Raw genomic sequence first — 11,664 nt, 5'->3', positions numbered from 1 at the left:
TCTCTCGGCGCCAGTCGAGCCCCCTGAAGGGAGTGGAAGCGAGTGCACTCGATTTCCGTCGTAGTGCCCGTTTATCAGGGCGAAAAGACGATCACGGCGCTCGTCGAGGAGTTGGACGGCCTGTGCGCACCGAGTTCGACGCCCGGTGGAGCGCAGTTCACCGTCGACGAGATCGTGCTGGTTCACGACAACGGTCCGGACCGTTCCGACGTCGTGTTACTCGAATTGGAGCGCCGTTTCGATCAGGTGCGTGTCGTGTGGCTCAGTCGCAACTACGGCCAGGACGCGGCGACTATCGCCGGTATGGCCGTTGCACGTGGCCAGTGGATCGTGACGATGGACGAAGACGGCCAGCACGACCCGGTGCACATCGGGGCTTTCCTCGACACCGCGCTGACGGAGCGATCCGATCTCGTGTATTCCAAACCCACGAACACCCGCCCGCATGGATTCTTGCGGAACCTGACCTCGCGCGGTGCAAAGATCGTCTTGGCGACGGTATTCGCGTTCCCTGATTCGACGAGATTCGAAAGTTACCGCCTGATCCGAGGTGACATCGGCCGACAGTTGGCCGGCGTCGCCGCCAACGGTGTGTATCTGGACGTCGCGCTGACGTGGGTCGTCGGCAATACCGCCACGGCGCCGGTGACACTTCGAGCGGAAGGCCGCGAGGAATCGGGGTACAACTATCGCCGTTTGTTCTCGTTGTTCTGGAAGATGGTGTTGTGTAGCGGAACACGCGGTCTGCGGCTGGTGAGTCTGCTCGGGGTCACCCTGGCGTCGGCCGGTGTGATCATGGCTGCGGTGATCTTCGTCCAAGCCATGACCGGTGACAACAACGACCCGGAAGGATGGGCGTCGATCATCATGGCGCTGCTGGTCTGTTCGGGTGCGATCCTGTTCTCGCTCGGTCTCATCGCCGAATACCTTGGCGTGGCACTGCACGTCCTTGTCGGAAAGCCGCTGTATCTGACAGTCGATTCCCCGCGGCCCGGAACCTCGATCGATCGGCGTAGTCGTGAGCACTGATCGCATCATCTTCTCCCGCCCCTATCGGGCATCGAATGAATTGTCGAATCTGGCAACGGTTCTGGAGTCCGATCACATTCACGGTGACGGACGTTTCACCAAGTCCGCGACTGCAGCGCTCAAGGCGATCACCGGATCCACGCATGCTCTGCTGACCACCTCGTGCACGCACGCACTCGAATTGGGTGCGCTGCTGCTCGAATTGGGCCCGGGCGACGAGGTAATAGTTCCGAGCTTCGCGTTCAGTTCGGCGGCGACCGCCGTCGCGTTGCGCGGTGCCACTGTTGTTTTCGTCGACATCGATCCGAGTACCGGCAATATCGATCCCGACTGCGTCGCAGCGGCGATCACGGAACGCACGAAAGCTGTACTGGTCATGCATTACGGCGGAGTCGCCGCCGACATGGAACCTCTCGTCGACCTCGCGGAACTCCACGGCGTCGCGTTGATCGAAGACAACGCTCACGGGCTCGGCGGAAAGTGGCGCGGGCGGGCGCTCGGCACCATCGGAACTATCGGTACGCAGAGTTTTCACGACACCAAGAACGTTCACTGCGGCGAGGGTGGCGCGCTGTTGCTCTCGGACGATCAGTTGATGACCCGCGCCGAAATCATCCGTGAGAAGGGGACCGACCGTGCGCGTTTCCTGCGCGGCCAGGTCGACAAGTATTCGTGGCAGGACATCGGGTCGAGTTATCTGCCCAGTGAACTCAATGCCGCTGTCCTCGACGCACAACTCTCGGAGTTCGACGCGATTCAGGCGGCCAGGCATCGCGTCTGGGATGCCTACAGCGTGAGTCTGGGCGAGTGGGCGTCCGAGAACGGTGTCGTTCCCATGGCGGTTCCCGATGATCGCGAGCACACCGCGCACCTGTTCTATCTCAAGATGCCTACCGAAGAGAGCCGCGACGGTTTGATTCGGCATCTTGCCGCCGACGGAATCGTGGCGCCGTTCCACTACATTCCGCTCGATACGAGTGCGGCCGGTGTGCGCTACGGACGAACGCCGGAGCCGTGTGTGCGTAGCGCCGAGTTCTCCGCGTCGATCCTTCGACTGCCGCTGTGGCCCATGCTCACGTCCGAACAACAGGAACGGGTCATCGGTTCCGTCCTCGAGTACAAGCAGGCTTGAGGACGAACACGACCGCGTGGATCGAATCAGGGCCCGGAAGCTTCGGGCATCACCGAATCCGCGGTCGTGGATGCCGCCGCCCAGTCGTCGATGCTTCCGCTCGGGAAGAGAATCTGTGTGACGCCGGTGACCGTGTCACGTGCGTGCAGTGCGCTTTCGTCGTCGACGGCGTCGGTGAACGAGGTGTCGGGATAGAAGCTGTCCTCGTCCGTGTACTGGACGTCTTCTCGCGAACCGATCGCGATGATGTATCGGTTGTCGTCACCGACGATGCCGGTGGACAGATGGATCCACTTGTCCTCGACACAGCACATCCAGCCTTGCTTGACTCCGATGACCGACTCGCCGAACAAGGCCTCGGGCAATCCGAACCTCTGGTCGTAGCCGTCGGTTCCTTCGGGAGTGGATTGCCTCAGGTACTCGACGAATTGCTCTACCCGCTCAGGTCCGAGTTGGTCGGAGTCGTCGAGGACGCCGTTGTAGAAAGTGACCAGGTCGTGCGTCGTGGTCTCGGTGTTCCACCACATTCCGTCCCACGGCGGCGTCGTCGCGGTCAGTGCGTAACGCTCGGCAACCCGGGTGATCACCTCCTGACCGCCGACCTCGTCCCACAGAAGGTTGGCTGCGGTGTCGTCGGAGGATTCGAGCATTGCCGCCATGAGGGTGCGATCGTCGTCGGTCATGGGCCGCTCGCCGCGAGCGTCCTGATGGAGGAGATCCTCGGCGATGAAAAGTTTTGCCACCGAGGCAGTTTCGATTTGCTGGTCGCCGGCAACATCGAGGTACTTGTCCGAGGATCGATCGAGGACGGCGATGGAGACGTCCGCACCACGCCCGAGCGCCGCCACCTGAGCTTGAGCCAGTCGGCCGTCGAGAGTCTCCGCGACCGGAACATTGGTGTCGGGGAAGGCGGGGGTCTGCATCGAATCATCCGGGTTCTGTCCACCGCTGCACGAAGCCGCAAAAGTAACTGCGGCCGCCATTGCGGCAATCCGGACGTACCGCGTACTCATCTGTTTCCCCCGGTAGCCCTGACACGGCACTGTTGCCGATCTTCTTGTCTCAGGATAGCGGTAGGGTCGGATCTCGTGATTCTCAAGACCGTGAACCAGCGCATTGCCGAGGAACTCGACGTCCGCGAAGGCCAGGTTGCAGCAGCAGTCGACCTTCTCGACGGCGGAGCCACGGTGCCCTTCATCGCCCGGTACCGCAAGGAAGTCACCGGCACGCTCGACGACGCCCAGTTGCGACTCCTGGACGAGCGGCTGCGGTATCTCCGCGAGCTCGACGACCGTCGTGACGCCGTGCTCACGGAGATCGACTCTCAGGGCAAACTCGACGATCAACTGCGCGGTCAGATCATGCTGGCCGAGACAAAAGCGCGGCTGGAGGACATCTACCTCCCCTTCAAGCCGAAGCGGCGCACCAAGGCGCAGATCGCCCGCGAGGCCGGCCACGAGCCCGTCGCGGACGCTCTCATCGGAGATCCCACCACCGATCCCGCGCAGTATTCGGACGAGCAACTCGACGGTGCCCGGTCGATCCTCGTGGAGCGCTTCGCCGAGGACGCCGATCTGGTCGGCGAATTGCGCGAGCTGATGTGGAGCCGCGGCCAGGTCGTCTCATCGGTCCGCAAGGGCAAAGAAACCGATGGCTCGAAGTTTGCTGACTACTTCGAGTTCTCGGAACCGTTCTCCAAATTGCCCTCGCACCGCATCCTCGCCGTCCTGCGCGGAGAGAAGGAAGAAGTGCTGTCGCTCAACATGGCGGCCGACACCGAAGAACTCGCGCCGGGGGAGCGCACGGTCTACGAAGGCCGCATCGCGTCGCGGTTCGAGATCGCCGACCGTGGTCGGGCCGCCGACGGGTGGCTTCTCGACACCGTCAAGTGGGCGTGGAAGACGAAGTTCGCCGTCACGCTCGGTATCGACACTCGAATGCGTCTGCGGCAGTCGGCCGAAAAGGACGCCGTCGACGTCTTCGCCACCAATCTCAAGGATCTACTCCTCGCGGCTCCCGCCGGCGCCCGACCCACCATGGGACTCGACCCCGGATTTCGCACCGGAACGAAGGTTGCCGTCGTCGACGGAACCGGCAAAGTTGTTGCATACGAGACGATTTACCCGCACCAGCCGCAGAACAAGTGGGACGCGGCGCTTGCGACGCTTGCCGGGCTGGTCGCCAAGCACGGCGTCGAACTGATCGCCATCGGCAACGGCACGGCCTCACGCGAGACCGACACGCTCGCTACCGAACTGATCAAGAAGACCGGCGCGCCCAACCTGACCAAGATCGTCGTCTCCGAGGCAGGCGCATCGGTGTACTCGGCTTCGGCCTACGCGTCGCAGGAACTTCCCGACCTCGACGTCTCGATTCGCGGTGCGGTGTCCATTGCGCGTCGCCTGCAGGATCCGTTGGCGGAGTTGGTCAAGATCGATCCCAAGTCCATCGGTGTCGGTCAGTACCAGCACGACATCACCGAATCGCTGCTCTCACGTTCCCTCGACGCCGTCGTCGAGGATGCCGTCAACTCGGTCGGCGTCGACGTCAACACCGCGTCCGTGCCGCTGCTCGCTCGGGTGTCCGGAATCGCAGGTTCCCTAGCGGAGAGCATCGTCGCCCATCGGGACCAGAACGGTCCGTTCAAGTCCCGCAAGGGACTCAAGGACGTCTCCCGACTGGGACCCAAGGCTTTCGAGCAGTGCGCAGGCTTCTTGCGGATCACCGACGGGGACGACCCGCTCGACGCGTCGAGCGTCCACCCGGAGGCATATCCGGTGGTTCGCAAGATCGTTGCCAGTGCCGGCGGCGACGTGCGCACCGTGATCGGAAACTCGCAGGCACTTCGATCGGTCACGGCGTCGGACTACGTCGACGAGCGATTCGGTCTACCGACCGTCACCGACATCATCTCCGAGTTGGAGAAGCCGGGACGAGATCCACGACCCGAATTCAAGACCGCGACCTTTGCCGCAGGCATCGAGAAAGTCGCGCATCTCAAGCCCGGTATGACTCTCGAAGGTGTGGTCACCAACGTCGCAGCCTTCGGTGCCTTCGTCGACATCGGAGTTCATCAGGACGGTCTGGTTCACGTCTCGGCGATGTCACACAACTTCGTCAAGGACCCACGCGAGGTCGTCAAGTCAGGTGACGTCGTCAAGGTGAAGGTCCTCGAAGTGGACGAGGCACGCCAACGCATCGGGCTGACGCTTCGTCTCGACGACGAGGTGGGCGCACCCCGCAAGTCCGAAGGCCCGCGAGGTGGGCAACCTCAGCGTCAGGGCCAGCCACAGGGTCAGCGTCAGGGGCAGGGGCAGGGTCAGCAACGAGGTAGTGGCGGACGCCAGGGTGGACGCGAGTCGCGTCCGGACAACCGCGCGCCTGCTGCCGGGTCGATGGCCGACGCTCTGCGCAAGGCGGGCTTCGGCAAGTAATTCCGTCCGCCGGGTTTTCGGAGTCCGTATCGTCTCATTCGAGTCGGTTGGCGGTATCAATCGGAAGAATGATCGGATCTGAAATTCGGTGAAGGGAGGACAGTGATGCGGGAGTGGCTCGAGCGCGAGATCATCGCCCATGGCCGATTGCCATTGCTGTTCTTCCTGCTCGGATTCCTCTCTGCCTTCCTCTTCATCCGTCTCAGCGTCCGGATGATCCGTGCGCAGGTGAAATGGTGGCCGGGCAACATCGCGCCCGGAGGTCAGCACGTGCATCACGTCGTGTTCGGTGTGATCGCCATGATGATCTCCGGTGGTGCGCTGATCGCGGTCTACGTCGATGGTTCGCAGACCACCGGTGCCGTCCTGGCGGCGATCTTCGGTATGGGTGCGGCGTTGGTGCTCGACGAGTTCGCACTGATCTTCTATCTGAAGGATGTGTACTGGTCCGAGCAAGGTCGGACCTCGGTGGATGCGGTCTTCGTCGCGATCGCCGTGACCGGTCTGGTGCTGCTGGGTTTCCGCCCCCTCGAATTGCTCGACGTCGCCGGATTCCGTGAAGAACGGGATCCGTGGATCAAATTGGTCTTCGTTTTTGTCGCGTTGATCAACTTCGCCTTGGCGGCAATCGTGATTCTCAAGGGGAAGATATGGACGGGGCTCGTCGGCCTGTTCGTCTTTCCGCTGCTGGTAATCGGAGCGGTTCGCTTGAGCCGGCCGGGTGCACCGTGGGCTCGCTGGCGGTACACGCGTAAGCCGAAACGGATGAACCGCGCGCTCGAGCGTGAGCGGAAGTGGCGGCGACCGGTCATCAGGGCCAAGATCTACGTCCAGGATCTGATTGCCGGATCGCCGAGCGTCGAGCATGCGATGACGGCGGCCGAGCAGGAATTGGACCACACCATTCACGCGGCTCCGCCGCCACCGATTTCCCCGCTGGTATCCGCGTCTGGCACAATGGACGGGTTGCCTGGACCAGGCAGCAGCACTTGATCTGGGCACGAACCAGACGAGCGCCGTTTCGGGAGACCGAAACGCGTGCCGCTCGGTTCCTCTGCTCCTGCGAAATACAAGGATGACATATGAACACCCTGGACTTCCTGGACAAAAAGTCGCTCCGCGACGACATCCCCGAGTTCCGTCCCGGCGACACGCTCAACGTGAACGTCAAGGTTATCGAAGGCTCCAAGGAGCGCGTGCAGGTCTTCAAGGGCGTCGTTATTCGTCGCCAGGGCGGCGGCGTTCGCGAGACCTTCACCGTCCGTAAGGTCTCCTTCGGCGTCGGCGTCGAGCGCACCTTCCCGGTTCACAGCCCCACGCTGGCCTCCATCGAGGTTCTGACCCGCGGTGACGTCCGTCGCGCCAAGCTGTACTACCTCCGTGAGCTTCGTGGCAAGAAGGCGAAGATCAAGGAAAAGCGCTGATCTTTCCGATGAGCCCGGCACCGCGTACGCGCGGTGTCGGGCTAATCTGGTTTCTGTGGCAGATTCTTCGAAGGAGCAGGCATTGTCGTCCGGACCCGAGAATCACGAGGGATCAAGCGGTTCCGCGGAACCGACCTCACATCGGCCGCAGAAGAAACAGCGATCGTTCCTGCGAGAACTCCCTGTTCTGATCGGCGTAGCGCTGGTACTCAGCATCGTCCTTCAGGCATTTGTCTTCAGAGTTTTTCTCATCCCATCCGAGTCGATGGAACCGACACTGCACGGCTGTGCGGGATGTACCGGTGACCGCATCGTGGTGGAGAAGATCGGATACCGCTTCGGCGATCCGGAACCCGGCGACGTCGTCGTCTTCAAGGGACCCGATTCGTGGAACACGAAATATGTGTCCAATCGGTCCGACAACGTTGTCGTTCGCGGCATTCAAGAGGTCGGTTCGTGGGTCGGCCTCGTTCCGCCGGACGAGAACGACTTGGTCAAGCGAGTGATCGCCACCGGCGGCCAGACCGTCGAATGCTGTGACGATCAGGGCCGAGTCCTGGTCGACGGCAAACCACTCGACGAGCCGTACATCAAGATGGATTTCCCGTTCACTCCGGGAACACAAACGTGTGACACCGAATTGAAGTCGGGCCGCTGCTTCGGACCGATCACCGTTCCCGAGGGCCACGTGTGGGTCATGGGTGACAACCGCAGCAATTCCGCCGACTCGCGCTACCACGTCGACGACGAGTTCCAGGGAACCGTCCCGATCGAGAACATCATCGGTCAAGCTCGATTCATCGTTCTTCCCCCGTCGCGAATGGGCGGCATCGATGCGCCTGATATTCAGGGCAATTGAGTTGTCGTACCGCACACATGGATTCGCGTAGTTCCGAGTAGGCAGAGACAGTGAGTAGTTGGCCCCCTCGCGTTGTCATTCGCAGATCGGCAGGTCTGCGGACGATGGAGTCTGCGTTGGCGCGAACCGGACTCGGTCCGGTCGCCGGCGTCGACGAAGCCGGGCGCGGAGCGTGCGCTGGTCCACTCGTCATTGCAGCGTGTGTCCTGGCGCCGAAACCGCAAGCGGCACTGGCGCGGCTCGACGATTCGAAGAAGCTGACCGAACGTGCGCGCGAGGAGCTTTTCCCGGCGATCAAGCGCTTGGCGTTGGCGTGGAGTGTCGTTTCGGTACCCGCTGCGGAAGTCGATCAGATCGGTATCCACGTCGCCAACATCGAGGGGATGCGTCGAGCAGTCGCGGGCCTCGACCTCGAACCGGGCTACGTCCTCACCGACGGGTTCCGGGTTCCGGGTCTGACGGCTCCGTCGCTACCAGTTATCGGCGGTGACGGCGCCGCTGCATGCATCGCCGCGGCGAGCGTTCTCGCGAAGGTGACCCGAGATCGTGTGATGACCGAGATGGACGACACTCATCCCGGATACGGCTTCGCGATTCACAAGGGATACAGCACGCCACTGCACATGGACGCTCTCGACGAGCTGGGGCCGTGCCCCGAGCATCGCATGACGTACGCAAACGTGGTGGCTGCGGGAGTCCGGTTGGAACAACGCGCGGGCCGTACGGGATGATGGACGTTCAGACGAACTGGGAGGACTGGCTAAACCGATGAGTGCCGAGGATCTCGAGAAGTACGAAACCGAGATGGAGCTGTCGCTCTACCGTGAATACCGGGACATCGTCGGACAGTTCTCCTACGTCGTGGAGACCGAACGACGTTTCTACCTGGCCAACACGGTCGAGTTGCTGCCCCACAATTCAGACGGGGAGATCTACTTCGAACTGCGGATGTCCGACGCCTGGGTGTGGGACATGTACCGCCCGGCGCGATTCGTGAAGTACGTGCGCGTCGTGACGTTCAAGGACGTCAACATCGAAGAGCTGGACAAGCCGGATCTGCGCCTTCCTGACTGATCTTGACAACAAGGTGCCCCGCCGATATCGGCGGGGCACTTTGCATTTCGCGGAGTTGCGCGGGGTCAGTCGCCCTTGACATTCACGATCTGACGCAGCGTGTGTCGAATCTCGACCAAGTCCTTCGCGTCGTCCATCACGACGTCGATGTCCTTGTACGCACCCGGGATCTCGTCGAGGAACGCCGCGGAACGCTTGTATTCGATGCCGACCATCGCCTTGTCGAGATCTTCGATGGTAAAGGTCTTGCGTGCCTGGTTACGTCCGTACACCCGACCCGCGCCGTGGGGGCTGGACTTGAACGACGCCACGTTTCCCTTCCCGACGACGACGTAACTCGCGGTTCCCATCGAACCGGGGATGAGCCCGGGCGTGCCCTCGTCTGCCTTGATCGCACCCTTACGGCTCAGCCACACACCCCGGCCCATATGGAACTCCTTCTGGGTGAAGTTGTGGTGGCAGTTGATCCGCTCGACTTCGTCGATGATCGCGGGCTTGCCGTCACCCATGAAGTGCGCGAAGTCCTTCACCACGCGGTCCATCATCTCTTCGCGGTTGAGCAGAGCGAAGTGCTGAGCCCAGTTGAGATCGGTGATGTACGAGTCGAATTCGGGCGTCTTCTCGACCAGGTAGGCAAGATCCGGATCGGGAAGGTTGATGTACCACCGCTCGCACAAGTCCTTGGCGATCTTGATGTGATGCTGTGCGAGCTTGTTTCCGATACCGCGGCTGCCCGAGTGCAGGAACAGCCAGACGCCGTCGCTCTCGTCGAGCGTCACCTCGATGAAGTGGTTGCCAGAACCCAGCGTTCCGAGCTGAAACCTCCAGTTGTTCTTGAACTTGTCGTAGAAGGCCAGGCGATCGCCCGCAATTGCCTCGAGTTCTGCGATGCGGATTTGCGCCGTGTCGCTCAGCGTCTTGTTGTAGACACCTGCCGAGAGCGGAACGGAGCGTTCGATGCTGTGGCGAAGAACGCTCAGGTCGCGGCCTTGAAGGTCGCGTGCACTGAACTGGGTTTTGACCGCGATCATTCCGCAGCCGATATCGACTCCGACGGCGGCGGGCATGATTGCGCCTTCCGTCGGAATGACCGAACCCACCGTCGCTCCCGCACCGAGGTGCGCATCCGGCATAAGTGCCAGATGTGGACGGACAAAAGGCATCTGGGACGTACGCAGCGCTTGCTCGCGAGTGTTCTCGTCGAGTATCGATGCCCAGTTCCACAGCCTCTTGGTGATCTTCTCCATCAGATTTCTCCCACATAGTTCACAGCCGAACCGATCGGTCCGGTGTGTCGTGCAGGAATGACCATGCGCTCCGTCAGTGGTTGTGTGCAACCTCTTTTCAGGTGCGCAGACCGTCTGCGAGTTCGTAGATTCGACCGACGTACTTCTCCTGGAAGGCTTTTCGGGCAGCATCTGCCTGTTGCCGTGCGCCCATCCTGGCGTAGAGGTACTCGAGTTGAACCAAGCTCTCGCCGATGTCGACGCGTCGCTGGTCGAGAACCGTCAACTCGTCGACCAGCCGAGCCAGATCGAGTCGTGCAAGATCTAGCGCTGTCTCCGGTACCTCGTCCATGGTGATCCTCGATGTCCGTGAGTGCTTCCTGGGTTTGAGGCTAGCATCATTCGAACATATTTTCGATACCTGGAATTGTTTATTACTTCGACAATGTGGCGGACAGTTGGTCTATGGCGTACGGAATGCTCAGGACGGTATTGCCGGACATCGCCGCGCCGACGGGTGGATCTGCGGTGTATCGCACGACTATCGCATTTCCGTTTTTCACAGCGGGTAGCCGCTGGTAGAGAGTGTTGCCGGGGAGGGCCTTCTCTCCCTCCGGATCGGCCATCACGATCAAACGATCAACGGGTTCGAGGATGTCGTATCGCTCGTTCGGCAGCCAGTCGCCGAACTGGTCGCCGACGAATGCGTCGACCGTCGGGGGGAGGGTGAATCCGAGTGACGAGAGGAAGATGCCGCGTGGGTCGTGCGACGAGAACACGTATCCCTCGGGAGTGTCGAGGTTGACGATCGTTGCGGTTTGCCCGGAAAACTCCGGGTGTGCAGCGCGAGCGGTGGCAAACGCGTTTTCGGTATCCGCGATCAGTTGCTGAGCTTGTGGTTCTTTGCCGAGGGCGCGCCCGGCGGTGAGTGTCATGTCGGTCCACGGCGTTGTGTATGCGTCGTAGTCCTTGCTCTGCGCGACAGTCGGCGCAATCGAGGTCAGCTTCTTGTAGGTCTCCGCGTCGATGTCGGCGTACAGCGCTAGGATCAGATCTGGTGCGAGGGAGGCGATTTGCTCGAAGTTGAAGTCTCGGCCGCTGTTGATGTAGGTCGGAGTTTTCCCCTTCCAGTAGTCCTTCGTCCACGGCCAGCTTTCATCCATGCCGGACCCCCACCATTCGGCCATGCCGACGGGTTCGACTCCCAAGGCGAGCAGTGGTTCGTGATCGGTGTATCCGAGTGTCACTACCCGCCGCGGTTCGGCATCGATGGTCGTCGAACCCTGTGCGTGCTCGATCGTCACGGGGAATGCGTCGTTGCTCTGGGTCGCTGATGCGGTGTCGACGCCTTGCGAGGTTCCACAGGCGGTGGAGAACCCGATGATCGCGGCCGTCGTGAATAAGGCGGCGAGGATTCGGGTGCTACGTGAGGGCACGTGCATGCTCCTTCGAAGTGGTGGGCGAAGTGATCTGAGTTCCGCGTGAA

The 11,664-nt window shown here is 61.7% G+C and carries 12 protein-coding genes; 8 read left to right on the top strand and 4 right to left on the bottom strand.

Going from position 1 to position 11,664, the window contains the following annotated elements:
* The first annotated feature begins 42 nt into the window (after positions 1 to 42).
* Complete coding sequence (locus R4P70_RS15655) at positions 43 to 1,029, top strand: glycosyltransferase (protein ID WP_019747967.1); 987 nt, start codon at positions 43 to 45, stop codon at positions 1,027 to 1,029.
* Positions 1,019 to 2,161 (top strand): dTDP-4-amino-4,6-dideoxygalactose transaminase, encoded by a 1,143-nt coding sequence (gene rffA / locus R4P70_RS15650; RefSeq protein ID WP_060938670.1) that lies wholly within the window; start codon positions 1,019 to 1,021, stop codon positions 2,159 to 2,161. The genes R4P70_RS15655 and rffA overlap by 11 nt, the downstream gene beginning before the upstream one ends.
* Positions 2,162 to 2,187: 26 nt before the next feature.
* Here the strand turns inward: rffA and R4P70_RS15645 are convergent, their stop codons facing one another.
* On the bottom strand, positions 2,188 to 3,174 hold the full coding sequence (locus R4P70_RS15645; RefSeq protein WP_021343914.1) for a serine hydrolase: 987 nt from the start codon (positions 3,172 to 3,174) through the stop codon (positions 2,188 to 2,190).
* 75 nt (positions 3,175 to 3,249) lie between these two features.
* On the opposite strand from R4P70_RS15645, the gene R4P70_RS15640 reads away from it, so the two are divergent.
* The 6 genes from R4P70_RS15640 (at position 3,250) to R4P70_RS15615 (ending at position 8,952) form a co-directional block, all read left to right on the top strand.
* Positions 3,250 to 5,595, top strand: a complete 2,346-nt coding sequence (locus tag R4P70_RS15640) for a Tex family protein (protein WP_205907782.1) — start codon at positions 3,250 to 3,252, stop codon at positions 5,593 to 5,595.
* 105 nt (positions 5,596 to 5,700) lie between these two features.
* A complete protein-coding gene (locus R4P70_RS15635) occupies positions 5,701 to 6,588 on the top strand; it encodes a hypothetical protein (RefSeq protein ID WP_003942742.1) in 888 nt (295 codons plus the stop codon).
* An 89-nt stretch (positions 6,589 to 6,677) separates the two neighbouring features.
* Positions 6,678 to 7,019: a 50S ribosomal protein L19 gene (gene rplS, locus R4P70_RS15630; protein ID WP_003942791.1), complete on the top strand. Its 342-nt coding sequence runs from the start codon at positions 6,678 to 6,680 to the stop codon at positions 7,017 to 7,019.
* Positions 7,020 to 7,074: 55 nt separating this feature from the next.
* The gene (lepB, locus tag R4P70_RS15625; protein WP_317830989.1) at positions 7,075 to 7,878 is read left to right on the top strand and encodes a signal peptidase I; all 804 of its coding nucleotides are present in this window, start codon (positions 7,075 to 7,077) and stop codon (positions 7,876 to 7,878) included.
* 50 nt (positions 7,879 to 7,928) lie between these two features.
* Positions 7,929 to 8,609: a ribonuclease HII gene (locus R4P70_RS15620; RefSeq protein WP_019747972.1), complete on the top strand. Its 681-nt coding sequence runs from the start codon at positions 7,929 to 7,931 to the stop codon at positions 8,607 to 8,609.
* Positions 8,610 to 8,646: 37 nt separating this feature from the next.
* On the top strand, positions 8,647 to 8,952 hold the full coding sequence (locus R4P70_RS15615) for a DUF2469 domain-containing protein (protein ID WP_003942715.1): 306 nt from the start codon (positions 8,647 to 8,649) through the stop codon (positions 8,950 to 8,952).
* Positions 8,953 to 9,017: 65 nt separating this feature from the next.
* Here R4P70_RS15615 and R4P70_RS15610 read toward each other — a convergent pair whose 3' ends face one another.
* From R4P70_RS15610 to R4P70_RS15600, 3 genes are all read right to left on the bottom strand, one after another.
* Complete coding sequence (locus R4P70_RS15610; RefSeq protein WP_317830988.1) at positions 9,018 to 10,199, bottom strand: RtcB family protein; 1,182 nt, start codon at positions 10,197 to 10,199, stop codon at positions 9,018 to 9,020.
* Between the two features lie 97 nt (positions 10,200 to 10,296).
* Positions 10,297 to 10,530 (bottom strand): hypothetical protein, encoded by a 234-nt coding sequence (locus R4P70_RS15605; protein ID WP_019747974.1) that lies wholly within the window; start codon positions 10,528 to 10,530, stop codon positions 10,297 to 10,299.
* An 82-nt stretch (positions 10,531 to 10,612) separates the two neighbouring features.
* Complete coding sequence (locus tag R4P70_RS15600) at positions 10,613 to 11,620, bottom strand: iron-siderophore ABC transporter substrate-binding protein (RefSeq protein ID WP_317830987.1); 1,008 nt, start codon at positions 11,618 to 11,620, stop codon at positions 10,613 to 10,615.
* Positions 11,621 to 11,664: the final 44 nt, after the last annotated feature.

Origin of the sequence: Rhodococcus sp. IEGM 1241 (assembly GCF_033142365.1) — a bacterium.
GTDB classification, from domain to species: Bacteria; Actinomycetota; Actinomycetes; order Mycobacteriales; family Mycobacteriaceae; genus Rhodococcus_F; species Rhodococcus_F erythropolis.
This window is presented reverse-complemented; position numbering and strand designations above follow the sequence as displayed.

What these genes read in the sequence shown, in the direction of transcription:
- R4P70_RS15605 (WP_019747974.1), bottom strand. Translation starts at nt 10,530, where the DNA reads ATGGACGAGGTACCGGAGACAGCGCTAGATCTTGCACGACTCGATCTG.
- R4P70_RS15635 (WP_003942742.1), top strand. Translation starts at nt 5,701, where the DNA reads ATGCGGGAGTGGCTCGAGCGCGAGATCATCGCCCATGGCCGATTGCCA.
- R4P70_RS15600 (WP_317830987.1), bottom strand. Translation starts at nt 11,620, where the DNA reads ATGCACGTGCCCTCACGTAGCACCCGAATCCTCGCCGCCTTATTCACG.
- R4P70_RS15615 (WP_003942715.1), top strand. Translation starts at nt 8,647, where the DNA reads ATGAGTGCCGAGGATCTCGAGAAGTACGAAACCGAGATGGAGCTGTCG.
- R4P70_RS15645 (WP_021343914.1), bottom strand. Translation starts at nt 3,174, where the DNA reads ATGAGTACGCGGTACGTCCGGATTGCCGCAATGGCGGCCGCAGTTACT.
- rplS (WP_003942791.1), top strand. Translation starts at nt 6,678, where the DNA reads ATGAACACCCTGGACTTCCTGGACAAAAAGTCGCTCCGCGACGACATC.
- R4P70_RS15610 (WP_317830988.1), bottom strand. Translation starts at nt 10,199, where the DNA reads ATGGAGAAGATCACCAAGAGGCTGTGGAACTGGGCATCGATACTCGAC.